General features: G+C 70.2%; 15 protein-coding genes and 2 pseudogenes. 9 read left to right on the top strand and 8 right to left on the bottom strand.

What is annotated here, in order from left to right; translation table 11 throughout:
- Window positions 1–460 precede the first annotated feature (460 nt).
- Window positions 461–2,911, top strand: coding sequence for an aminopeptidase N (pepN, locus tag SLP03_RS22335; protein WP_319462573.1), 2,451 nt, complete (start codon window positions 461–463; stop codon window positions 2,909–2,911).
- Between the two features lie 386 nt (window positions 2,912–3,297).
- Here the strand turns inward: pepN and SLP03_RS22330 are convergent, their stop codons facing one another.
- On the bottom strand, window positions 3,298–8,772 hold the full coding sequence (locus SLP03_RS22330) for a biotin carboxylase N-terminal domain-containing protein (RefSeq protein WP_319462572.1): 5,475 nt from the start codon (window positions 8,770–8,772) through the stop codon (window positions 3,298–3,300).
- Window positions 8,773–9,127: 355 nt separating this feature from the next.
- Between SLP03_RS22330 and SLP03_RS22325 the strand changes: the two are divergent.
- Window positions 9,128–9,247 (top strand): annotated as a pseudogene (locus SLP03_RS22325) (IS5/IS1182 family transposase); the annotation flags it as partial.
- A gap of 249 nt (window positions 9,248–9,496) precedes the next feature.
- Here the strand turns inward: SLP03_RS22325 and SLP03_RS22320 are convergent.
- Window positions 9,497–10,144, bottom strand: a complete 648-nt coding sequence (locus tag SLP03_RS22320; protein WP_319462571.1) for a hypothetical protein — start codon at window positions 10,142–10,144, stop codon at window positions 9,497–9,499.
- A 717-nt stretch (window positions 10,145–10,861) separates the two neighbouring features.
- On the opposite strand from SLP03_RS22320, the gene SLP03_RS22315 reads away from it, so the two are divergent.
- The 3 genes from SLP03_RS22315 (at window position 10,862) to SLP03_RS22305 (ending at window position 15,004) form a co-directional block, all read left to right on the top strand.
- Window positions 10,862–12,694, top strand: a complete 1,833-nt coding sequence (locus SLP03_RS22315) for an AMP-dependent synthetase/ligase (protein ID WP_413644671.1) — start codon at window positions 10,862–10,864, stop codon at window positions 12,692–12,694.
- A 761-nt stretch (window positions 12,695–13,455) separates the two neighbouring features.
- Complete coding sequence (pdxY, locus tag SLP03_RS22310) at window positions 13,456–14,307, top strand: pyridoxal kinase PdxY (RefSeq protein ID WP_319462570.1); 852 nt, start codon at window positions 13,456–13,458, stop codon at window positions 14,305–14,307.
- 175 nt (window positions 14,308–14,482) lie between these two features.
- Window positions 14,483–15,004, top strand: a complete 522-nt coding sequence (locus SLP03_RS22305; protein WP_319462569.1) for a GNAT family N-acetyltransferase — start codon at window positions 14,483–14,485, stop codon at window positions 15,002–15,004.
- 53 nt (window positions 15,005–15,057) lie between these two features.
- Here the strand turns inward: SLP03_RS22305 and ddaH are convergent, their stop codons facing one another.
- The 5 genes from ddaH to SLP03_RS22280 all read right to left on the bottom strand — a co-directional run bounded on the left by ddaH (window position 15,058) and on the right by SLP03_RS22280 (window position 18,964).
- Window positions 15,058–15,828 (bottom strand): dimethylargininase, encoded by a 771-nt coding sequence (gene ddaH, locus SLP03_RS22300; protein WP_319462568.1) that lies wholly within the window; start codon window positions 15,826–15,828, stop codon window positions 15,058–15,060.
- A gap of 21 nt (window positions 15,829–15,849) precedes the next feature.
- Complete coding sequence (locus SLP03_RS22295) at window positions 15,850–15,990, bottom strand: hypothetical protein (protein ID WP_319462567.1); 141 nt, start codon at window positions 15,988–15,990, stop codon at window positions 15,850–15,852.
- Window positions 15,991–16,278: 288 nt separating this feature from the next.
- The gene (locus SLP03_RS22290; RefSeq protein ID WP_319462566.1) at window positions 16,279–17,577 is read right to left on the bottom strand and encodes an MFS transporter; all 1,299 of its coding nucleotides are present in this window, start codon (window positions 17,575–17,577) and stop codon (window positions 16,279–16,281) included.
- Between the two features lie 280 nt (window positions 17,578–17,857).
- Window positions 17,858–18,346 carry an integrase gene (locus SLP03_RS22285; RefSeq protein ID WP_319462565.1) on the bottom strand — a complete coding sequence of 163 codons (489 nt, stop codon included), beginning with the start codon at window positions 18,344–18,346 and terminating at the stop codon, window positions 17,858–17,860.
- A 210-nt stretch (window positions 18,347–18,556) separates the two neighbouring features.
- Entirely contained in the window at window positions 18,557–18,964 is a 408-nt protein-coding gene (locus SLP03_RS22280) for an MmcQ/YjbR family DNA-binding protein (protein ID WP_319462564.1), read from the bottom strand.
- A 282-nt stretch (window positions 18,965–19,246) separates the two neighbouring features.
- Here SLP03_RS22280 and SLP03_RS22275 point away from each other — a divergent pair, with 282 nt between their 5' ends.
- The gene (locus SLP03_RS22275; protein ID WP_319462563.1) at window positions 19,247–19,531 is read left to right on the top strand and encodes a hypothetical protein; all 285 of its coding nucleotides are present in this window, start codon (window positions 19,247–19,249) and stop codon (window positions 19,529–19,531) included.
- Here the strand turns inward: SLP03_RS22275 and SLP03_RS22270 are convergent.
- The gene (locus SLP03_RS22270) at window positions 19,482–20,729 is read right to left on the bottom strand and encodes a MalY/PatB family protein (RefSeq protein ID WP_319462562.1); all 1,248 of its coding nucleotides are present in this window, start codon (window positions 20,727–20,729) and stop codon (window positions 19,482–19,484) included. The two genes, SLP03_RS22275 and SLP03_RS22270, sit on opposite strands and share 50 nt — an antisense overlap.
- A 138-nt stretch (window positions 20,730–20,867) precedes the next feature.
- Between SLP03_RS22270 and SLP03_RS22265 the strand changes: the two are divergent.
- The 3 genes and pseudogenes from SLP03_RS22265 to SLP03_RS22255 form a co-directional block, all read left to right on the top strand.
- A pseudogene (locus SLP03_RS22265) lies at window positions 20,868–21,179 on the top strand (hypothetical protein); the annotation flags it as partial.
- A gap of 52 nt (window positions 21,180–21,231) precedes the next feature.
- Window positions 21,232–21,987 (top strand): SDR family oxidoreductase, encoded by a 756-nt coding sequence (locus SLP03_RS22260; RefSeq protein ID WP_319462561.1) that lies wholly within the window; start codon window positions 21,232–21,234, stop codon window positions 21,985–21,987.
- 245 nt (window positions 21,988–22,232) lie between these two features.
- Window positions 22,233–23,282, top strand: coding sequence for an SEC-C domain-containing protein (locus SLP03_RS22255; RefSeq protein ID WP_319462560.1), 1,050 nt, complete (start codon window positions 22,233–22,235; stop codon window positions 23,280–23,282).
- Window positions 23,283–23,345 lie beyond the last annotated feature (63 nt).

The raw sequence follows: 23,345 nt of genomic DNA, 5'->3' as shown, positions 1-23,345 counted from the left end.
AGGGCACCCTTGCCGGCCTTGTCGAGGGTCTCGTACTCGGCCAGGATCCGCGCCTTGTACGCGGCGGTGTATGTCCTTGTTCGGGGCTTTGCTGGCACCTCGGGGTCGGGTACCGGGTGATGCGATGCCACGGGGGTGGATCTCCTCGCACGCCCTCACGGGTCAGAGTTTCAGCAGGTCACCCTGCCTTCCCCAAGGATGACACAGAGGGGTACGGGCCCGGCTGCCTGCACGCACCGCCGTTCACCGACGTGCGCGACGGCAAACCCGCCGCACCGTCACCTGGAGTCGCGAGGTCGTGCCGATGAGCAGCGTTCCTGTGGGGACGCCATCTCGTGAGTGGGCCCGCCGCTGAGTCGTTTGCACGGTGCGAGCTGCTTCGACCCGGTCCAAACAACCTCGACAGGCATCCTCGCCAGGTCTAGCGTTCTAGCGGCCGAGGGCGCGAGAGGGGCACAGCATGGCGGGGGCACGCAGTCTGACGCACGACGAGGCGCGGGAACGTGCTGCGCTGCTCGCTGTCGAGAGGTATGACATCGACGTCGATCTGACCCGTCTGCTTGAGGGGGAGGAGTTCCGCGCCACCTCGACGATTACCTTCCGATGCCTGACGCCCGGCTCGGGCACCTTCGTCGACTGTGTCGCCGAGGTGGAAGCGGCCGTGCTCAACGGCGAGCCGATCGATCCGGACGACGTCCGCGAAGGACGCATCGTCCTCATCGGCTTGGAGGAGCGGAACACCCTCGTCGTCTCGTCCGTACAGCGCCAGACCGGCCGCGGGTCGGGGGTACACCGGGCGGTCGACCCGTCGGATGGCCTGGTCTACGTCTGGACGACGTTCGAGCCCGACGACGCCCGCCGAGCCTGGGCCTGCTTCGACCAGCCCGACCTGAAGGCGCCATTCGCGATCACGGTTACCGCTCCGGCCGCCTGGACGGTGCTGAGCAACTCTGGCGACCCAACGGTGAGTGAGCCATCAGACGGTGCCAGGACGTGGGCCTTCCCGGACACGCCGCCGATGTCGACGTACATCCCGGTCGTCAACGCCGGACCCCTCCACGAGATGCGATCGGAGCAAGGCGGTTACGACCTTGGCCTCTACGCGCGCAGGTCGTTGGCGCCGATGCTCGAGCGGGACGCGGAGGAGCTGTTCGCCATCACGGGGGCGGGGCTCGCCTTCTACGGGGAGCGGTTCGAGTTGCCGTTTCCGCAGCGCCGCTACGACCAGGTGTTCATGCCAGAGTTCGGCGGCGCCATGGAGAACTACGGCTGCGTCACCTGGTCGGACGTCTTCGTCTACCGGGAGCCGCCCACGTTCGTGGAGCGGCAGCTGCGGGCCCAGGTCCTGCTGCACGAGATGGCGCACATGTGGTTCGGCGACATGGTGACGATGCGCTGGTGGGACGACCTGTGGCTCAACGAGTCCTTCGCGGACTGGGCCTGTGCCTGGTCCGCGGCGAACGCCACGGAGTTCACCGACATCTGGACCACGTTCCTCGCCAACGACAAGCAGTCCGCCTACCTTGCCGACAAGGCGCCGACCACGCATCCGATCAGGCAGCGGATCGCCGACACCGACGCGGCTGCCGCCAGCTTCGACGCGATCACCTACCCGAAGGGTGCGAGCGTGCTCAAGCAGCTCGTCGCGTTCGTCGGTGAGGACCGGTTTGTTGAGGGCCTGCGGGCGTACTTCCGCAAGCACGCGTGGGGGAACGCCACGCTGGAGGACCTGTTCGCGGAACTGGACAGCGTGAGCGGGCGCGACCTGGCGTCCTGGCGCAAGACCTGGCTGGAGACCTCGGGCACCGACCGGCTCACGCTGGAGGGGCACGGCGACAGCGTGGCACTCCGCGCGGTCGGCCCTGACCGGACCGAGCCGCGGCCGCATGTGCTGCAGATCGGGCTGTACGACGGCCGGGCCGATGCCTTCACGCTCCGCAGGTCCGTCTCGGTGGAGGTGCGCAGACAGCTCACCCCGCTCGCCCTCGATGAAGCGGATCTCGTTCTGCTCAACGACGACGACCTGACCTTCGCCTCGGTCCGGCCGGACCCCTCCACCCTCCGCACCCTGGTCGACCACTCCGGCGGACTCCCGACCGCGATGGCTCGGACCCTGGCGGTGACCACGGTCTGGGACATGCTCACCACCGGAGAGGTCACCACCGAGGACTTCGTGCGCTGCGCCACCGGAGCGCTGCTGCGGGAGTCGACCGACGCGGTCGTGGAGCCGCTGTTGACGCTCGCGGTGACGGCGGGGGAGTACTGGTCCCCGGACAGCACACGCGACGAGCTGCTCGCCTCGATCGCGGATGCCTGTCTCGCCCTGGCCTCGGAACCGGCCCGCGAGCAGGTCGCGTTGCGGATGCTCGCCCGGACCGCCACCACGCCGCGGCAGCTGGCGCAGCTGGAGGAGCGGGTGACCACGCCGGACCTGAAGTGGCGAAGGTTGTCCCGGCTGGCCGAGCTCGGCAGGGTGGATCTGGCCGCGGTCGACGCCCTGGAGGGCGAAGACCCCAATCCCGATGCCTGGGTCAAGGCCGTGCTGGTCCGCGCGGCACAGCCCAACCGGGAGGCCAAGCAGGCGGCCTGGGAGGCGATGTTCGAGGAGCGGCGGGTGCCCGCGGGGATGATGCGAGAGGCTGGTCGTGCCTTCTGGCGCCCGTCAGCGGGAGACGTGCTTCGTCCCTTCGCCGACGCCTACATCGCGGCCGTGCCCTCGATGCACGAGGGCGGCATGCTGTGGGCGATGGTGCTGTCGGCGGCGATGTTCCCGAGGGTCGGCGTGGACAAGTCGGTGGCCAACCGGCTAGCGGAGGCCGCGAGTCGTGCGGGGGTGAGCGCCCTGGTGGCCAAGAGCGTGCGGGAGCGTGTCGACGAGCTTCGCCGGATGCTGAGGGCCCGACGGGGGTAGGGCGCCGAGCGCAGCCTGCCCTTATGTATTGCGGACCGGGAACAGGCTGCTCGGACCTCTCGATCGGCGGACAGCCGCCATGTCATGGCGACGCCGCCTGAAAGTGGGCCTGACCCGCCGGTTTCGGCTGCTGTAGGTAAACGCTGGTGGAGACGGGTCCGAGTACCTGCGCGCCTCGGAGCAGGCGATCAACACCTTTGTGGAGGCGCTCGATCTTGACATTGAGGTGGCGCCGATCGCGAACGAGGCGCAACTGTCCGCGCTGATCGCCCGAGCGCGGTGGAGTCGGCGGTGCAGGTCGCCCGGCGCAGCGTCGCCGGGGACTTCACCTGGCCACCGCCGCCCTCGCCGCGACGGCGCCTGGCGTGGTGATCGCCCCCGGCCGGTCAACGCAGATGTGACTCGATGGCCTCGATGATGCGCGGACGGAGTTCGGCTGCGCGGATGACGGCGTCAACGGAGCCGACCTCGACAGCGCGCTGGATGTTGTGAACGCGGTCGAACTCCGTGGCCACCTCGCCGAGCTTCTCTGCGCGGACTGACGAGCGGAGCTCGTCGAGTTCCGCGGTGATCGCGGCGCGGTCGGCGCCGGAGGCGGCCGCAGCGCGGGCCTCCAGGTCCCGCACACGCGGGTCGGCCGCGGTACGGGCGTCGACGTCGCCGGAGAACACCACCGCGGCGGCGGGAGCGCCGCCGAGCACCGAGGCGAACGAGCCTTCCAGCGCCAGCACGGTCATGTTGGGATTCAGCGCCTTCGAGAACACCACGAACGCGCCGCCGTGGTACCGCGAGATCACGCAGAACACGATGGGCCCGCGGAAGTTCACGATCGCGCGGCCGATCTCGGCGCCGTACTCCAGTTGCAGCTTGCGCATTGATTCGGGCGAGCCGTCGAAGCCCGACAGGTTCGCCAGCACCACCAGCGGTCGGTTGCCGCTGGCCACGTTGATCGCCCGCGCGGCCTTCTTCGACGACCGCGGGAACAGCGTGCCCGCGGTGTAGGTGTCCGGGCCGTCGGTGGGCGGGAAGCCGCGCCGCGGCACCGTCCGTGACTCGATGCCGAGGAGGCACGCCGGGATGCCGCCGAGATGCACGTCCTGCACCGCTACGGTCTCCGCGTCGGCCATTCCCGCCCAGCGTTCCAGCACCGGGTGGTCCTGGTCGGAGAGCGCCCGCATCACGGTCCGGATGTCGAACGGCTTCTTGCGGTCCGGGTTGGCCTCGGCGGAGAAGATCTCGCCGACGGTGGTGAAGTCGCTGCCGGCCACGGCATGCGGGAAGGCGGAGATGTCGCGGTCGGTGGGGTCGGTGGTGGTCGCCCGCCGCGGCGCGTCCTCGCCCGGTGCGACGTACGTGTGGTCGTAGTGCGACATCAGCACGTCTCGCGCGGCGGTCAGGTTCGGCGCCCAGTACTGCGCCTGCCCGTTCGGGCCCATCACCCGGTCGTAGCCGCCAATGCCGAAGTTGTCCTCGGCGGACACGCCACCGGAGAAGTCGAGCGACTGCTTGCCGGTGAGCACCATCGCCGAGTCCGGTGTCATCACCAGGACGCCCTTGGTGTGCATGAGCATTGTCGCCTCGGCGTTCCAGTACGGCTGTGCGCCGACGTTGATGCCCGCGACGACGATGTTGATCTCGCCGCCGTCCTGGGTGAATTCGACGATCCGTTTGAGCGCCGCGGCCACCCAGTCCATGTTCTCGGTGCCCGACGTCATGGAGATCCGGGCGCCGGCGGACAGCGCGTACCACTCCAGCGGCACCCGCATCCGCTGGGCCAGGTCCAGTGCGGCGATCACGCGGCGGCACTCCGGCTCCGACAGTGCGCCCAGCGATTTGGTGGGGTCGCCGAGCAGTACGACCCTGGTGACGCCCTGCGGGTGCCGCCGCGTCGGCGTGGTGACCACGCCCGCGACGATCGCCGCGGTGTTGCGCCCCTTGGGCCGGTCGACTGGCACCAGGGCGTGGTCGTCGTCGAGGTCGTGCTCGACGAAGTCGCCGAGCAGGCCGGTCAGCTCGTACGGGTACACCGTGTTGCGGCTGCTCGCGCGCAGCACCTTCAGCCGGTAGTCGTCGAGCGGCTCGACCGGCTCGACCGGCGGCTCGCCGACGGTCAGCTCGGCGCCGCCGGTGGCGTCGAAGGAGATCCGCACGGCGATCTTGGTCAGCTCGCCGGTCTCGCGGTCGCGCTGCCGCGCGATGAACAGGATCTCCTCCAGCCCGGCGCCCGCGGTCGTCGGGCGCACGCGCCCAGCGATCATCTCCATTTCCTCGCGAGTGAGCTCGCTCGGCGGCCAGACGTAGATCACAATCCGGTTGGTGTTGAAGCGCGTCTTCGACGGTCGGCGCGACTGCGCGCGGCGGATCGAGTCGAGGCAGGCGGCGACGGCGTCCTCGGTCGTCGGCAGCGCGACCAGCCGGCCGTCGTGCTCGCGTAGCTCGGTCAGGTCGCGCACCTGCGCGAACGCGACGAGGCGCTGGTCGGACGGGTTCTCCCGCGCTACGCACTGGAAGAGGTAGACCTCCTCGTCCAGTGACGGCAGCCGGGTCAGGTCGAATTTGTGCAGCCGCTCCAGCTGCATCCGCTGCGCGATGTACGGGTGCAGGCCGCGGATCAGCCGCTCCTCGGTCATCCCCGCGCCTGAGGGGCGGAACGTGAAGTGGTGGTGCATCACCGCTCCGCCGCGACCGGCGACGGTGGTGGTGACTCTGCGGACCTGGTGCGGCAGCGGGTGCGCGTTGATGGCCTCGAGCAGCGCGGCCGCCATCGCGTCGAAGTCCTCCGGCTGGTTCTCCCAGGCGAGGTAGATGTCGGCGTCGATGGCCTCCTCGCCGCTGGCCAGCTCGGCGAGCCCACGCAGCGCGCCGCCCAGCGCGTCGAAGCTCACGGCGGCGGAGACCACGCTCGAGTCCGCGCGCTCGGCGACCACGAATGTGCAGCCCGCGAGCTTGCGGGTGCGGACGCTGGTGAGCGCCTTGTTGCCGTAGTACCGCCGGGTCAGCACTTCCAGCATGACCGCGTTGTCGAGGTGGTCGCGGACGAGCCGCTGGCCGAGCAGCCGGACCAACGGCTCGCTGCTGCGTACCATCTCCGCGATGTGCTCGGCGCGGTCCGGCGCGTCCGGGTGCGCGTCCAGATGGCGCTGGTGCTTGCGGACCTCGGCGTAGACGCGGGCGCGGTTGCGGCGTAGCAGCGGCTGGGCGAACCAGGCGAACACCACGCCGCGGGCGAGGTCGGCGACCACGGGGAAGCGGACCTGCGTCGCAGCGATCAGCCGCTCCAGCGCGAGGCCGGCGGGCTCGCGCAGCGTCTCGTCCGGCGGCGGCTCCCGCAGCCACGAGCGCAGCAGCGTCGCGACGACCGTGGCGTCGGCGGACGCGCGTTGCTGGGCGAGGAAGATCCGGAACACCGCGGCTTCGAGCTCGGGGGAGCGGTCCAGGTCGGTGACACCGTAGTGCCCGAGCGTCTTGGCGAGCTTGGCCTGGAACGAACTCGGCAGTCCGGCCCGCTCGACGTCGAGGCTCTGCAGGTAGGTGTGGAAGTACTCGCGGGCGCTGTGTACGTGGATGTCGCCGCCGCCGTCCTCCCCCGTCGGCCGGTTGCGGCTCAGCTCGGCGAGGTCGGCGAACACGTTGACGAGGTCGAGCTCCTCGGCCAGCGGCCGGTGGCCGTCCTCGGTGGCCGCCCGCCGCGCGGCGAGGTAGTCGTCGAGCACCCGGCCGTCGTCGTGCGGGTCGACGTCGAAACCGAGCAGCAGGCCGCGCAGGTCCTCCTGGCCGCGCGTGGCGCGCTTCCGCGCCGGGAGGTCCCCGGGCGCCGCGGGCAGGTCCAGCTCGACGGACACGGCGGCCGGGACGCCTGCGGCCTCCTCGGCCTCCTCGGCCTCCTCGGCCAGCGGCTCCAGCCGCAGCAACGGTGCGCCGGTCTCCACCTGGCTGCCCACGGAGACGGCGCATTCCTTCAGCCGCGCCTTGAACGGCGCCCGCAGCACCGTCTCCATCTTCATGGCCTCCAGCACCAGGACCGGCGCGCCCGCCTCGACCTCTGCGCCGACCTCCAGCGGTGTGGCGACGACCAGCGCGGGCATGGGTGAGCGGACGACACCGCCCTCGTCGCGGCCGACCCGGTGCGTCACGCCGTCCACCTCGACCAGGTGGATCGCCCCGTGCGTCCCGGTGAGCAGGCGGTACCGGACGCCGTTGACGACGATCTGCCCGGTGTGCCGGTCGAAGCGGTCGAGTTCGACGTCGGCGCTGCGGACGGCACCGCCCGCTTCGATGCCGACTCGGAACCGGTGCGCGCCGACACGCGCCACGCGCATGCGGTAGCCGACGCCACGCAGCTTGAGGTCCAGCGGTCGGCCGCTCTTGTGCTGCACCTGCGGGCGACCGCCGAACGCCGTCGACAGCAGCCGCTGCCGCTCGACGCGTTCCTCCTCCTCGTACGCCTCGATGGCGGCGGCCGCCAGCGCGATGGCGAAGTGGCGGTGCGCGACGAGTCTGCCCTCGCCGCGGACGCGGTCGATCCAGCCGGTGTCCGCGCTGCCGTCGATCACCTCGGGCTGGTCGAGCAGGTCGAGCACGAAGCTCTTGTTCGTCGCGCCACCCTCGATGATCACCGTGGTGTTCGCCATCGCCCGGCGCAGCTTGCCGAAGGCCTCGTCGCGGTCGCGACCGTAGGCGATGATCTTCGCGATCATCGAGTCGAAGTCGGCGGGGATGGTGTCACCCTCGCTGACGCCGGTGTCCACCCGGATGCCCGGTCCGGCGGGCAGGTCCAGCCGCGCGATACGGCCCGGGGAGGGCGCGAAGTCGCGGTCGGGGTCCTCGGCGTTCAGCCGGGCCTCGATGGCGTGCCCGCGCTCCACCGGCGGCTCGCCTTCGAGCCGCCCGCCCCCGGCGACGTGCAGCTGCGCCTTGACCAGGTCGAACCCGGTCGTGGACTCGGTGATCGGGTGTTCGACCTGCAGGCGGGTGTTGACCTCGAGGAACGCGAACACCCGGTCGCCAGGGTGGTAGAGGAACTCGACGGTCGCCGCACCCCGGTAATCGACCGCGACGGCCAGCCGTTCGGCCGACGCCTTGAGCTCGGCAGCCTGCGCCGGGCTGAGCACCGGCGACGCCGACTCCTCGATGACCTTCTGGTTGCGCCGCTGCACCGAACAGTCGCGGACACCGAGCGCCCACGCGGTGCCCTGGCCGTCGGCGATCACCTGGACCTCGACGTGCCGTGCACCGGTGACCAGGCGCTCCAGGAACACGACGCCGCTGCCGAACGCCCGCGCTGCCTCCTGGCTGGTGCGCTCGTACGCGTTGGCGAGCTCGGCAGCGTTCGTGATCACGCGGATACCGCGCCCACCGCCGCCCGCGGTCGCCTTCAGCATCAGCGGGTAGCCGATCTCGGTCGCCGCCGCCAGGGCGGCGTCCAGGGTCTCGACCGCGCCACGGCTCCACGGCGCGACTGGCACGCCGACCTCCTCGGCGATCAGCTTCGCGCCGATCTTGTCACCGAGCTTGCGCATGGCCTCCGCGCTCGGCCCGACGAAGGTGACCCCGACCTGCTCGCACAGCTCGGCGAACGCCGGGTCCTCTGCGACGAAGCCCCAGCCGACCCACGCGGCGTCGGCCCCGGTCTCCACCAACGCGCGCTCCAGCGCCTTCAGGTCCAGGTACGGGCGCGCGGACGCGGGACCGAGATCGTAGGCGATGTCCGCCTCACGCACGAACGTGGCGGTGCGGTCGACGTCGGTGTACAACGCGACGGTCTCGATCCGGGTCCCGGTCTCCGCGGCCAGCTCTCGGACCGCGTGGATGAGCCGCATCGCGGCCTCACCACGATTGACGATGGCGACACGGCTGAACACCCGACCAACCCCTCCAGTAGACCCACGACGTACGCGCCGCGAGACTCCGGCCTCCGGCGGTGATCACCTTTCCGCCTGCCGGCTGGCAGCGCCATGTCGTAACCACCGAACCCTTCGCGGCACCATTTGTAGGAACCGAACAAAACTTTTTGGCCGCCCACGCCTCTGTCGTGGGACGGCTTCGTTGCCGCGCCGCTTGATGGCTGCGGCGTTCGACCTTCGTCACGCGCGGCTTGACTGCGGTGCTGTCGCGGTCACCTTGCTCATGCGGAGGCGGCCGGGCCCGGCGAGGGCGGCCGGTGCTGCCAGGCCCATGGCGATCGCCGACACCACGAACGCCGTCGGCGGGGATGGTGGTGCCGGCGGCAGCATCCGCGCGCCGTTCAAGCGCCATCAACTGCGGCCGCGGCTGTCGCGCCGGCAGTGGGCCGCCAATCGCAACCACGCCAGGATTCGGGCGGTCGGCGAGCGCGCCATCTGTCCGCCGCCCTGTGGGCCGCGCCGCGACGGTCACTGCTCACCGCGGTACCGATGGGTGGGCAGTGGCGCCAATTGGCGTGTGCATGGTGGTCGTGCGTAGGCGAGCCTGGCCGTTGCGGATGGGTCGGGCACGGCGTTTCGACCGATAAATCGACGATCGCCACTGCAGGTGGGCGCGCCACCCGCAGTGGCGATGAGAACCGGGGCGAGGCTGTTCACTCGGGCAGCCAGCGCGGCTGCCCGATTATCGCCGAGCCTCAGAGCCGCGCCGCAGGGCGTTCGCCCAGTGCGCAGCACCGACCCCGGCCGGTTGCGGTCCGGTGTCGTTCGCGGCCGAGTAGGGCTGCGGGGTCTGGCCTGCCGTCGTCGGGCCGAGCCCTTCGGCACCGAGCGCGCGGTCCTGCGCCAAAGCGGCCGGCGAAGAAAAGCTGTCCGGAGCTTCCATTTCGGGTGCCTCGGCGGCTGGTCGTGGCCAGCGCCGCCAGCGCTGAACGCTGAGCACGGCGACCAGCATCGCGGCACCGATCAGCAGCGTCGTGCCGGTCCGCACCGGGGTGGCCAGGTCGGCGTGCTGGCCGGCCACGGTCACCTTGTGGCCGAGGAGGCGCAGCAGCCATGTTGGGCGGGTCAGCATAGCGAGATAGCTGCCCGCGTACACGACGCCGGTCAGCACGGCGCCGAGCGGGGAGATTCGCAGTGTCGCGATGAGCCCGAGCAGGAGTCCAGCCGCTGCCAGTAGCAGCGCGTTCCGCATGAAGTCGCCTGTGTTGAAGGCGCCGCTGCTTTGCGCCGCGGTGAAGGCCCGGACCGAGCTGTCCTGTCCGATGGCGAGAAGGATCCAGGCCAACGGACCGATAACCATCGCAGCGATCAAGGTTCCGACGTGTCGCATCCGGGCACCGTACCGATGGAACACAACGATGAAAACCCCTGATACCGACCGTCGCTTCTCGGTCACAGTGGGGCGCGGCCGAAATCAAGCCTGAAGTGACCCCCTGAGAGCGGACACCTCCTGACGGAGTTCCGGCGTCAGGCTGCGGCGCTGGTGCTGGATTCCGGCCGGACGATCCGACGTGTGTCGGTTCATCGCTGCGGAGAAGACCACCTACCCGGTCCGTCTGCTCTGCCTGCTCCTCGGGTTGGCCAAGCGCCTTCTATCCAGTGGCTGCGGGCCGGCCGGCAACGTGCCGCTGACCGGGAAGGCCACGACCAGGACCGCGTCGACGTCACCAGGCGGGCGTGGTCGGAGCATCGAGGCGTCTACGGGGCCCGCCGGCTCACCGCGGAGCTGCGAACGCGTCCACCAGTGGAACCGCAAAGCGGTGGCCCGGCTGATGCGGCTGGTCGGCATCGAAGGCGCCCACCGACGCCGGCGTGGCAAGCCCCGTCGCGCGGCGGCGTCGACCGCGACCGCGCCGGATCTCGTCGGCACGGCGGCTGCGCTGGCCCGCCCGGGCGCGGCCTGGGGCAGTAGACGGTCAACCCGATACCCACCGTTACCGTTCGCAGTGCTGGTCAAGTTCGCGGGTTGACCCCGGCTGAGCTGCTCAATCAGGTCATGATGACTCCATGCCGGTTGAGTGACGGTGCACCGAGCGGGGGAGCGGACGTGCAGGACGTGACGGCGGAGCCGACGGTCACCGGCGCAGGGGTGCCCGGCTTGGCCGAGATGGTGTGGGAGAATGCCCGAAAGGCCCCTGAAGCGGTGCAATTCGTCCGCCCGGATCCGGTTCCCCGGTCATGGCCGGCGGGTCGGTCAGTGCAGGGCGGTCCGCTGCCGGTGACCTGTCTGCAGTTCCGCGATGATGTCCTTACCGTCGCGCGCGGATTCATCGAGGCCGGTTTCGGGCACGGCGACAGGGTGGGGTTGATGAGCCGCACCCGCTACGAATGGACCCTCGTTGACTACGCCCTGTGGTCCATCGGGGCAGTCACCGTTCCCGTCTATGACACCTCCAGCGCCGAGCAGGTGGAGTGGATCCTGTCGGATTCGGGTGCGGTGGGGTGTGTGGTCGAGACCGACGGGCATGCCGCGCTGCTCACCGGCCTGCGCGACAAGCTGCCCGCCCTGGGCCGAATGTGGCAGATCGACGCCGGGGACCTGATCGCCCTGGCGGGTGCCGGCCGCGCGGTCGACGAGATGCAGGTCGAGGCACGGCGCCGGGCGGTGTCGGGCGGTGACGTGGCTACCATCGTCTATACCAGCGGCACGACGGGCCGGCCAAAGGGCTGCGTGCTGACACACCACAACATCCTCTGCGACGTCAGTGGTGCCGCTGCGGTGTTGCCGGAGTTGTTGCACCCGGGTGCGTCGACAGTGCTGTTCCTGCCGCTGGCGCACGCGTTCGCCCGGCTCATTCAGGTCGGGATGGTCTACACGCGGGCGACCATGGTGCACAGCGCCGCCTCTGTCGGGGTGCTGGACCAGCTGCGAAAGTACAGCCCGACGTTCATCCTCGCGGTACCCCGGGTGTTCGAGAAGATGTATAACCGGGCCCGGCGCGAAGCCGAGGACGCGCACCGGGGACGGCTGTTCTCCGTCGTCGACGCCGTGGCCGTGCGGTACAGCCGGGCGATGGACACGCCGCGAGGCCCGGGAGTGCTGTGGCGGCTGGCGCGCGCGGTGTGTGATGTCGTGGCGTACCGAAGGTTGCGCGCCGCACTTGGCGGACGATGCCGTACGGCGATCGTCGGTGGGGCGCCACTGGGGGAGCGGCTCGGGCATTTTTTCCGCGGCGCCGGCATCACCCCGTTGGAAGGGTATGGGCTGACCGAGACGTCCCCGGCGGTGACGGCGAACAGGCCCTCGGCGTTGAAGATCGGCACGGTCGGTCGCCCGTTGCCGGGCGTGGAGGTCCGCATCGCCGACGATGGCGAGGTCCTCGTCCGCGGGGACGTCGTTTTCGCCGGGTACTGGAACAACCCCGAGGGCACGATCGACACGTTCACCGCTGACGGTTGGCTACGCACCGGTGATCTCGGCAGTCTCGACGACGAGGGTTTCCTGCGCATCACCGGCCGCAGAAAGGAGATCATCGTGACCGCGGCGGGGAAGAATCTCGCCCCGGCGCCGATCGAGGAGAAGATCCGTGCGCACCCGCTGATCAGCCAGAGCATGCTCGTCGGCGACGACCGTCCCTATGTCGCGGCGCTGGTCACCATCGACCCGCAGGCGTGGTTGCGGTGGCGGGCCAGACACGGCTACCCGGACGCGCAGGTCGCCGAGCTGCGGGACAACGCTGAGCTGCGCGCAGCAGTCCAGGGCGCCGTCGACAGCGCCAACCAGACGGTGTCCAGGGCCGAGCAGGTCAAGACCTTCCGCATCCTGCCTCGGGACCTCACCGAAGCCGACGGAGAACTCACCCCTACCTTGAAGATCAGGCGGGAGGTCGTACAGCGCCACTACGTTGACGACATGGACGCCCTCTACCGCGGGCACTGACGCCTGCGCACCACGCACTACACACATCTGCGGCTACCCCTCATCCCCAGGGCTTTGTCGTGAGGCCAAGCGGCGCCTGACAATCATGCGCGGGCCGGCTACGAGAGCGGCTGGTCCGCTTCGGTGACGCCTCCGGCTCCTGAGGCGGCCTGGCCGTTCCGCCGCTCCGCCAGCCGGGGATGAGACGGTGCGGTTGTGGGATCCGGTCACCGGCCGAACAGTCGGCGAACCCGCACGGCCACATCGCGGCGGCGGACTCGGCGGTGGCGCTGTAGATGTCCAACGGACGCACCATCGATCCCATCAGCAATGAGCCTCTGATCCAGCGGGCCGGGTGTTCCTGATGGCCGACGGGGCAGCGCGTACCGGTCGAACGGGATCCGCTCGCCGATGGCGAGACTCCGCGCCGGCGCGTCCCCGCACTCGCGGAGTTCCTTCACCTGCCCGAGGAACGCACCATCGTCCTCAGCGCTGAAGTCTCCGTCTGAGCCCACCCCGATCAGTCGCGGCGAGCCGTGGGCCCGAGGCCCGTATAGCAGCCGAGTTCAGGCGCCGGTATTGATGTAATCGTCGGACAGTCGATGGACGATCACGTTGCGGGCGGTCGCCGCCACGGTGGCGATGTCCGCGGGTACGGCGTCGAGGAGCGCGGCATGCTGGTACCCGTGGTCCCGTCATCGAAGGAGGGCCCGGAGTAGGCCACCCGAGAGAAACGGCGGGCAGTGCGTGTGGGCACCGGCGGGAACCGCCATGATGAGCAGGTGAAGATCCTGTCCATCCAGTCATCGGTCGCCTACGGCTACGTCGGAAACTCGGCGGCCGCCTTCCCCCTTCAGCGGCTCGGGCACGAGGTCTGGCCGGTACTGACGGTCCACTTCTCCAACCACACCGGGTACGGCGCGTGGCGCGGGCCGCTGCTGGCGCCGGCCGACGTGGCCGAGGTGATCGCGGGCATCGCGGACCGCGGGGTCCTCGGCAGCGCCGACGCGGTCCTGTCGGGCTACCAAGGTGACCCGGCGATGGGCGCGGTGATCCTCGACGCGGTGGACAAGGTCAAGGCGGCCAACTCGGACGCGGTGTACTGCTGCGACCCGGTGATGGGCGACGCCGGCCGCGGGATGTTCGTCCGGCCAGGCATCCCGGAGTACATGCGGGACACCGTCGTCCCGCGCGCGGACATCATCACCCCGAATCAATTCGAGCTGGACTTCCTCGCCGGCCGTACGACGAACTCCCTGACCGAGTTGCTGGAGGCGGTCGACGTGGTGCGCGAGACCGGACCGCGGCACGTCCTGGTCACCAGCGTGCTGCACGGTGACGTGCCGGTGGGCTCGCTGGAGGTGGTGGCCGTCTCGGACGAAGGCGCCTGGGCGGTGACCACACCCCTGCTGCCGATCAACCCGAACGGTGGCGGCGACGTCACCGCAGCGCTGTACCTCGCGCATTTGTCGACGACGGGCTCGCCCGCGACGGCACTGGAACGCACTATCGCCTCCGTCTTCGCCGTCCTAGAGGCGACCCTCGCGGCGGGCACCCGGGAGATCCAGCTGATCGCGGCCCAGGACGCGATCGCCGAGCCGCCAGCCAGGTTCACCGCCCGGCGGCTGCGCTGACGCGATGTAGCAGTCGGCAGCCTGTTCGGATGTCGGACCGTCGGTCAGGCTGAAGAGTTGGTAGTCGGGGCCGAAGCCGCCGTTGGCGAAGTGTCGGTAGACCGCGGTCAGCAACCGGTGAGGCCAAGGCCTGGCTCCAGTGTGCGTACGGCATTCTTGGCATTACCGTTGCCGGGTGAAAGAACTGATCACGCCCACCACCCGCCTGCACACCAACTGGCTCGAGGCGCACGCGGAGTGGGGCCCCGGGCAGCACGAGGACGGGTTCGGGCTGCATCCGTCCGATGAAGTGACCTCGCCGACCGGGTTCGCGACATGGGTAGCCCGGCTACTGGACCAGTCGGATCCGGCGAAATCAATCGACGACGGCAAATCGGGCTGCACCTATCGATGGATTGTCGAGAGCGATCGCGTGCTCGGCGGGATCGCGCTGCGGCACGGTAGCAGTGACTACGTGCTGTGGGCCGGCCACATCGGTTACGGCATCCGGCCGTCCGCGCGCCGCCGCGGGCTGGCCACCTGGGCTCTGGGCCGGATGCTCGAGGAGGCGCGGATGCTGGGCCTGGATCGGGTGCTGGCAGTCTGCGCCGTCGACAATGTCGCCTCGGCGAAGACAATCGAGCAGTGCGGCGGCGTCTTCGAAGGCGTCCGGGACATCAGATTCGGCCCAGCCCGGCGTTACTGGATCGAGCTTTAGCGATCGGCCAAGTACACGCTTCTGCCGCCGACCGGGTCTGGCTGGGGCGTGGGTTAGACCCGGGGGATCAGCACGCTAAGGCAGGTGACGCAGCCCTCGAGCTTCTCGTACTCGCCGATGTTGACGACGACCGGTGTGAAGCCGAGGTCCGCCACGAGCGCCGCGGTGCGCGGCGCCGACGCGGCCAGCAGCACGAGGTCATCACCGAGCGGTACGACGTGGCAGCCGGCCTCCTCGTCGACCGTGCGCACCGGCTGCCGGAGCGCGGTCGCGTCGAGCAGTTCCGGCAGCGCGAGTAGGGTGCCGTCGGGCAGCGCGGTCACGGCCGACTTGAGGTGCAGCACGTCGCGCAGCGGGACCGGGATCACTCTGCGCCCGCGGGTCGCCAGGTGGGCGCGCAGCTGGGCCAGGCCCTCACCGTTGGTGCGGTCGCCTCGGCCCACGTACACGGTGGTGCCGACCTGCAGCACGTCGCCGCCGTCCAGCGTCCCGGGAGCCTCAATGCGCACGACCTCCAGCCCGGCCTCGCGTACCGCCTTCTCAGTGCCGGGGATCTCCGGACGGCGCTGCGGCGCGCCCGGCCGTGTGACCACCGCCAGGCCCTCGCAGACCACGACGGTGTCCTCGACGAACACCGAGTCCGGGCAATGATCAGCGGGGGCGATCTCGCGCACCTGCCAACCCGTTTCGGCGAGCGCGGCACAGTACGCCTCGTGCTGACGCCGGGCTTGCGCGACATCCACGTCGCTGCGCTCGATGTGGGTGACCAGCCCCTCGGCCAGCCGGCCGCTGGGTCGCCGGACCAGGGCAATGCCTCGCGTCATGCCACCAGTCTGGTGCGCCTGTCAGCCAAGCTCAAGCAGGGCAGGCAGCAGCTCGCGCTGCGCCCAGTCGAGGAATGCAAACTGCCGCACGTCGCCGACCTGCACGAGGGCGACGTCCATCAGTTGGACAGCTGTGTAGCCAGCGAAGTCCTCAGGCTGCACGACTCGAGGAAGCGGCCTGTTCAGATGCGTCGGACGCACCCACTTACCTCCTGCTTGGGTCCTGGCTTCCACTCTTCAGAATGCGTGAAGAGGCCGTCGGCTGGTCAGCGCACGGTAGGAGACCCAGCATGGGGGTCGGCTTCGGAGCCACCCGAGTCTCCGGCCAGTGCTTGCCGCTCGCTGACCTCCTCGGCAGCTCCGAAGGCGTCAGCGTCCGCGGGTCGCGCTGGTCAGCCGGCGATGTCCTGAACTGCCGAGAAGCGGACGCGTGGACTGCGCACGAGGGCGTCATGGCGGGTTCGACTCCGGAGCACTACGAGCACTACGTGCGAATGTCGCGCGGTTGAGGGAGGTTTCACCGCGGTCCGTTACAGCGCCGTCCGTCACGGCGAAGCGGATCACGAGTGGACCACGACGTCCCAGCGCCCACACGGTGAGCGCGAAGCAGCAGAGCGCCGTTCCCGTGATCGTGACCGCTGTCCAGCCGCCCGCGGACCAGAGCGTGGTCGCGGCGGCGGAGCCGATAGCAGCGCCGATGAAGTTGGCGGTGGCTAGCGCCGTGTTGAGCCGGCTGCGGGCCTCGTGGGAGAGGGCGAACAGCCGCGCCCGGTTGAGGAGGGCCTGCGTCTGGAGGGCAACATCGATCATGATGATCACGACGATGATAAGTACGACGGACCGGCCGGCGAACGCCGCGACGACGAAGGCGCCGAGGGCCAGTACCCAGGCCGCGCCGGTGGCCGGAAGCGACCAACCGCGGTCGTGCAGACGACCGCCGTGCAGGCCGGAAAGGACACCAGCGAGGCCAGTCAACCCGAACAACCCAATCACCGCTACCGGGTACCGGAACGGTGGGCCGCTGAGCAGGAACGTCAGCGCCGTCCAGAACAGCGAGAACGCGGCGAACCCTGTGGCGGCCAGGACCAGCGTCCATCGGGCCGCCCGCTCGCGCATGAGCACGGCGCCGACCGAGGCGATGAGCTGCGGGTATGGCATGCGCGTCCGCGGTGCCAGCGGTGGAATCGCGCGGTAGAGCAGGACCGCGAGCAGGACGGCGACGACCGCGGCGAGGGCGAAGACCGTACGCCACCCGGCGGCGCCGGCGACGAACCCGCTGATCGTGCGGGAGGCCAAGATACCGGTGAGGGTCCCGGACCCGACGGCGCCGACAACCCGACCGCGGTCGGCGTCGCCGGCCAGGTCCCCGGCGAGCGGTGCGAGGACCTGCCCGGAAATCGTCGTCACGCCGAGCACGCCCAGTGCGAGGAGGAGCACGCCGATCGACGGCGCCAGCGCGCACAGCAGCAGTGCGGCGGCCGAGGTCAGCAGCATCACCGGGACGAACCGGCGGCGGTCCAGGACGTCGCCGAGCGGCACGAGCAGCAGCACGCCGACGGCGTACCCGACCTGCGTCGCGGTGACGAGCCAGCCGGCCGTCGCGGTCGCGGCGCGTAGATCGCCTGCGATGAAGCTGAGCAGCGGCTGCGCCCAGTACAGGTTGGCGATGGCCGCTCCCGCCGCCAACGCGAACAGGAACGTCAGCCGGCGGCTCATCTCCGACGGCGGTGCCATGCGGGGTGCTGCCACCCTGCCACGCTAAGGCGCGGGATCAAGGCGTGGGGCCCAGCGAGGGCCTGAGCGTGGCAGGGCCCCATCCGCTGGGATGTCCAGATCTCTCCCGGCACCCTGCGGGCGTGCCCGGACAGGTCGACACGGCGGGCAACGACAGCCCCCACCGGTGGGGTCGCAGTAGGGCACAAGACGCTGTCATGGCGATCGCGTGGGTATGGCTCGTCGCGTTCGCGGCCAGCGGGCGACGCCGTTGCCTTGGCATGATCGGGTGCGCACATCTGCCGCGAACCGCGCGCTACGGCCTGTTTCGGCAAGCGGATCGCCTCGGCGGCGGGTCGTGCCGATGCGCGAAAGACGGTCTTCCTCGATGACGACGTTCGTAGGCGTGGATAACTCGAAGCGTGGGATCCGCGCTCTCTGCCGTGCGCAGCCGATCGGTCAGAAGGAAATCGGGCAAGGTGAACCCGGCCGCATGCTCGCGCTCGGACAGCACGAACGTTCCGCCCTGCTTCTCAGGCTGCCACCCGTGCTTCAGGGCGTAACTGATGACGGCTCGTACGTCGGCCGATGCCGGATAGGCGCCGTCGGTCGCGCATGCCCCCCACGGTGCCGGCCAGGCGACCGACAGCAGATCCGCCTGGAGTGCCTGGCTCGTCTTTCCAGCGCCCCAGACCCGCAGGCGAATGCACCGGTGGCGATTACCAGTGCCCTGCACGTGATGAATCGCCGCGCGCCACACGAAGGTCCGCGCATCGATTCGCAGCTGCCGCAGTCGAGTCCGCACGTGGGTCACCTCGCGGTCGATCTTTCCCGATCCGCGGATGCCAGCCAACGTATTTGCCCGTGACACGTGCCGCCGATCGAGTTGCCATGGTGTGCACGCTCATGGCCGCGGAGCGTGCGGGACGTGTGACCTTGCTGCGGCTGGCGCAGACGGCGATCGAGCAGCCTTCCGCAGGCTCCGCCTGCGGCATCGGGCGATTGCTACCTCGACCTACTGATCGGCTCTGCTCAGATGTGGGTTAAACGAGTCGGTGCCGTCATCGAGGTCACCGACGAGTGAGTCCGGGGCCCGCATGCGCCACGCGTCGGTGAGGAGCTCCTTCAGACGATCGACGCTCACCTGCGTCAACCGCAGCATGACGAGGGGAAGCCCGTCATACGCGGGCGTGGTGAAGAAAACCTCGGGCTCGCCGAGGAGTAACGCCTGCTTCTCCGCTTCGTCGCCCACGTACACCACCGCGATATCGGTCCGGATGCGGCGCGACCTACCGGGTCTGCGCTCGGGGTAGGACCAGACGAACCCCTTATCGGCGACCCGGAAGTCGAAGCCGTCACTGTCGATCTCGACCACGTGAGGCAGCGCCAGCGCCAGCTGACGGACATCGTCGGCGTCAGCCATCGAGGTCGCTCCAGGACATCGCCGCCTGCATCCGTACAGCCTAACCACGGTGTCGCTCCGCCGGCTCACAGGAGTCGACAGCGAGACGACCGGCCGGTAGCGACAGAGCTACCTGCGGACAGTCGGTGCAGCGTCCTGCTTCACACGCAGTGCTCAACGGCGCTGAACGGCCTTCAACGGCGCTCTATCCCGGCTGGTAGGGAAGAGTGCGCAGGTCAGGGCGGTAACGACCCCGTAGGAGACGTCAACGGGCTGTGGGAGCTCCTCGCCGCCGACGTTCACATGGTCGGCGACGGCGACGGCGACGGCGGCGGCGACGGCGGCGGCAAGGCCCCGCAATGGAAGCCTGTCATCGGCGCCGAGAAGGTGGCCCGGGTGCTCGCCGCGATCGTCCCGCCGTTCGTCCGGATCGGCGGCGTAGTGGAGCCGCACCAGGTGAACGGCCATCCGGGCGCGATCTTCCGCGACCGGGACGGCAAGGTCCTCAACACCTTGGAACGCGTCTGGGACCGAGGGCTCAGCCCGCCGAGGGGTGGTGCGCGTCGACTGCCCGGCCCATGCGGGTGACGGCGTCGGTGAGGATCGTGGGTGAGGTGGCGAAGTTGAGTCGTACGAAGCCTGCCCCGCCGGTGCCGAAGACGTGCCCGGAGCTGAGGGCGACCCGCGCGCGGTCGAGGAACATTTTCGCGGGCCCGGCGACGTCGCTGGCCACGCCGGGTTCGCCGTCCGGCTGTTCTGTGGGGATGCCCAGCCCGGTGCAGTCCAGCCAGGCGAGGTAGGTGCCCTCGGGGCGGTGGTACGTGACGGACGGGAGGTGCTTCGCCAGCAGCGTCGCCAGAAGCGTGCGGTTGCCGTCGAGGCCGTCGAGGAGGAGGTCGAGCCACTGCCCGCCGGCGCGGAACGCGGCGGTTTGCGCGATGACGCCCAGGTGGCTGGGCCCGTGGCTGACCTCTTCCGGCATGCGGTTGAGGTCAGCGGCGGCCTGCGGCCCGGCGACCGCGAGCGCCGCCTTGAGGCCGGCGAGGTTCCACGCCTTCGAGGCGGAGGTCAGGGCGAACGCGTTCTCCCCGCCGGCCACCGTGAGGTACGGGGTGAAGTGCGTCCCGGGGAGCACCAGGGGGGCGTGGATCTCGTCGGAGATCACCCGCAGGCCGTGCCGGCCCGCCAGTTCGGCGACGGCCTCGAGCTCGTCGCGGCGGTGGACGACGCCGGTCGGGTTGTGCGGGTTGCACAGCAGGAACGCCGGCCGGCGGCCGCAGGCCCGGGCCCGGTGGAACGCCTCGTCGAGAGCGGCGCGGTCCATCCGCAGGTCGGGTCCGAGTGGGGCCTCGATCACCTGCCGGCCGGTATGGCTGACGAAGGCGTAGAAGGGCGGGTAGACGGGGGAGCAGACCACCACCGCGTCGCCGGGGTCGGTCACGAGCCGGAGTACCTCGACGATGCCCATCATCACGTCGGGTACGACCCTGGTGTGGTCGACACGGAAGCTGTGCCAGCCCCAGCGCCGGGCGGCGAAGTCGCCGAGCGCCTCGGCGTACGCCGTCCCGTGCGCGTAACCGGTGTCACCGAGGTCGATCGCGCGGCGGAGCGCGTCGGCCACGGGGGGAGCGAGGGGTACGTCCAGCTCCGCGACCCAGAGGGGGAGCACGTCGGGCGGGTGCATCCGCCACTTCACGCTGGTGCGCTGCCGGAGTTCGTCCAGCGTGAGCAGGGTGAGCGGATTCTGGGCCGCGGCGCCGTCGGCGGAGGGGGCAGGGCTTGCCATGCCGCCCACCCTAGGCCGTACGTCGACGTCACCGACCGCGCGGACCGGCGGGCCGACTACATCAAGAGGTTGCAGCAGGGGGCACCGATCCTCGGTGCTAAGTACCTACCGCGTTGACGGCCGGCGGGTGTTGGTCAGGGTCGCTTCCGGCACCCGGAGGTCGGGCTGCTCGAACTGCACTGCCAGATCCTGGTCGACGCCGACCAGTCGCAGACCCTGCTGGTCTTCACCGCCGCACCCGGCAGCGAGGGCTACGAGAAGCTCCAGTTCCTGTCCGTCATCGGCGACCAATGCGGATACGGACGATACCTGACAAACAGGCACGTAGTCTGTTTACGGCCCCCGGCGACACGCCGCTTTCAGGCCGATCGGACCCGATACCTGGTTTGCCGCATGACCCGCAGCTCCGTCGACTGCGTTGTCACGGATCGGCGCCCTGTCCGGTCGTAGTAGGTGACAACTCGGCTCACCACGCCGCAGGCAGACAGGGAGTGGTTCGATCATGAAGATCGTCGTCATCGGCGGCAGCGGACTTATCGGTTCGAAGCTCGTGGACAGGCTCGGTGGGCAGGGCCACGAGGCGGTGGCGGCGTCGCCCAAGACCGGCGTGAACACGCTGACCGGCGAGGGACTGGCCGACGCGCTCGACAACGCCGACGTCGTCGTCGACGTGTCGAATTCCCCCTCGTTCGAGGACGCCGCTGTGCTGGAATTCTTCGAGACGTCCACCCGCAATCTCCTCGCCGCCGAGACCGAGGTCGGCGTGGGTCACCATGTGGCACTGTCCGTCGTCGGTTCCGACCGCATGCCCGACAGCGGGTACATGCGGGCGAAGGTCGCCCAGGAGAAGCTCATCGCCGCGTCCGGCATCCCGTACTCGCTGGTGCACGCGACGCAGTTCTTCGAGTTCGTCCAGGGCATCGTCGACGCCGCCACGGACGGCGACACCGTACGCCTCGCGCCGGTCCTCATCCAGCCGATCGCGGCCGACGACGTCGCGACCGCGGTGGCCGACGTCGTGGTCGCCGCGCCGACGAACGGCGTCGTCGAGATCGCCGGCCCCGAGCAGTTCCTTCTCGATGATCTGGGCCGATCCACCCTCGCCGCGCGTAACGACTCCCGCGAGGTGGTGACCGACACCGCCGCGCGGTACTTCGGGGCCGCCCTGGGTGAACGCTCACTGATTCCCCTCGACGGTGCCCGCATCGCCGGCACGTCCCTCGCCGACTGGAGCACGCGGACTGCCCGACAGCGGTAGCCGCACCCAGGCGCTGGGCCTGGTGACCTCCGCCCCTGTTCGAGCCACGACACCTCGGGTGGCGGCCCGGCCCGGGGAGGTCGGGCCGTGCGGCGCGGATCGGGCATTGGCGGAGTTCGTGACCGTCCGTCCGCGATTGTTCGGTCTCGCGTACCGATGTTGGGCCGTCGGCGCGAGGCAGGGTGAGGTCGGCGTAACAGGTGATCAGTCAGCGCTACGGGCGGAACCCGACGTACCGTGAGATCGTGCCGACGAGAGATGTGATCACCAGCGCTGACCTCGACGAACTTCGCCGCTCGGCGCTCGGCACAGCCAATCCTCTCGGCGTCGCCGCCGACCTGGCAGACGCGGTGGAGCAGGGCCGGCTGGCGGAGCCGGAGGACGCCGGGGACGCGCTGACCCTGGCCGCGGAGATCGCCGAGATCCGAGGGCGGCTGGACACCGCGCTCCGGTACGCGGACCGGGCCTTGGAGGCGTACCCGTCGGTAGAGGATGCCCGGGCTGGCTTCGCCCGGGCGCTGCGGGCCCGGATCCTGTTCCGGGCCGGCGGCCGGGAGGACGAGGCGATGGCGGATCTCACCGCGCTGCGCCAGCTCCTGATCGAGCAGCCCGAGGCCCCGGCGTACGTCAGCGCGGCCCTGGACGCCGGCGGTCTCTCGGTGATCGCCGAGGAGTGGCTGAGCGAGGCGGTCGACGCTGTGCTCGGCAGGCGCGCCACCGCGGCCGGAGCACCCACGGAGGCCGTACCCGCCGCCGAGGCGACGGTGGAGGTCGGCCCTCCGGAGGCGCCCGGTGTCCTCTTCTTCCTGCTGCAACAGCGGCACCGGGTACGCCGGGACTTGAACCTGCCGCATGATCGGCAGGACGATCTGGCGGACCGGCTGGAGGCTCAGCTTGTCCGCCGGGCGGAGCAGCGGCAGGGCACGGAGCCCGACCTGCTCTTCTGGCCCCGGGCCGAGTTCGACCGCCTGCTCGCCGAGCAAGCCGAGCTGACCGGGGCGTACGGGCCGGACTGGGACGCGCACCGGGGCCGCCTGGAACGGCACCTCGTCCAGCAGGCCAACACCGGTCGGACCGGGCTGAGCGTGGTCAGCGCATCGGTGGATGGGCTGAACGGCTACGCCAGCCGGCACAACGGGGATCCGACGGATCCGGAGATCCGCACCCGCTACGTGCGAGATCTCGCGACCCGGCCCGGCGCGCAAATATCCTGGCCGCCGGAGCGCAATGACGCCTGCTGGTGCGGCTCGGGCCTCAAGTACAAGAAGTGCTGCCTGCCGCGCTCCCGCAGCTGACCGCCCCGCCAATCGCTGCCGGCGGTGGCCTGCCCTGGGCCTGGAGAGGGCTAGGCTTCTGCC

Source organism: Micromonospora sp. RTP1Z1, assembly GCF_033804685.1.
In the GTDB taxonomy this organism is placed as follows: domain Bacteria; phylum Actinomycetota; class Actinomycetes; order Mycobacteriales; family Micromonosporaceae; genus Micromonospora.
Note: the sequence above shows the minus strand (reverse complement) of the source record. Positions and strands in the feature narration are given on the sequence as shown.